This window comes from Escherichia sp. MOD1-EC6475 (genome assembly GCF_003046645.1).
Lineage (GTDB): Bacteria > Pseudomonadota > Gammaproteobacteria > Enterobacterales > Enterobacteriaceae > Escherichia > Escherichia ruysiae.
In genome coordinates, this window is the sequence record NZ_PZKQ01000109.1 from 1 (window position 1) to 816 (window position 816).

The window sequence follows — 816 nt, forward strand, 5'->3', positions numbered from 1 at the left end:
ACGTAAGCATCAAGACATAAACGCAGCGAATTGCGCGGCATAAGCTGAATCTGAGACAACATCTGGCAAGGCTGGGACGGAAGTCACTATCGGTCTCAAAATCGGTGGAGCTGCATGACAAAGTCATCGGGCATTATCTGAACATAAAACTCTAGCAATAAGGTGGAGTCATTACCAAAGCAGTCCAGGAAATCGTCCGCATCCCCAGAACGGTTAAACATCGTGGCGTTGACAACGGGTTCCTGAGTCCGGTGAAGCGCCGGTTACTGGAAAATGTTGTGTACGTCATAACAGAAACGGAGAGAAAAACGGCGATGCAAATCAGGCGGAGAAGAGTGTATCAGCGGTTACTGAAGGTTGACCCACTGAAGTGCATCCTGTGCGGAGGTCAGATGCGGTTTACGGGGCTGAAACGGGGCTACCGTCTGGCAGAGCTGGTCATGATGCATGAGCCACTGGCACGACAGCGGGTATACAGCTGAGAGCCGCAGAGGGGAAGTTGCGTCCATTTTTTGAGGAATGGAGCAAAAAATCATCACAGATATAAAAAATCAATCAATGAAAGCCATTTAATTGCCGGTGCATTGTGGATGCAGTCCTCATGGTACGTAACCAGAGTTGAATAAACATCCATTTTTTTGTGTTTTTTTAACCTCCCCGGGTTTTTAATTCCTGTCGATTAAAAGTGTTAGATTATTTGGTTAAGAGTTCTCTCGTCCTATTTATTCAGGCGTTATCACGGATATGCAGATCGCTAAGTCAGTTGTAAGAAAACCAGACAGTGCACATCATTATACCTAGGGAAGGTGCGAATAA

The 816-nt window shown here is 46.2% G+C and carries 2 pseudogenes; both read left to right on the forward strand.

The annotated features are described in order from the left end of the window. Positions 1–20 precede the first annotated feature (20 nt). Positions 21–155, forward strand: a pseudogene (locus tag A7589_RS22520) (IS1 family transposase); the annotation flags it as partial. 81 nt (positions 156–236) lie between these two features. Then, a pseudogene (locus A7589_RS22530) lies at positions 237–482 on the forward strand (IS91 family transposase); the annotation flags it as partial. Between the last annotated feature and the right edge of the window lie 334 nt (positions 483–816).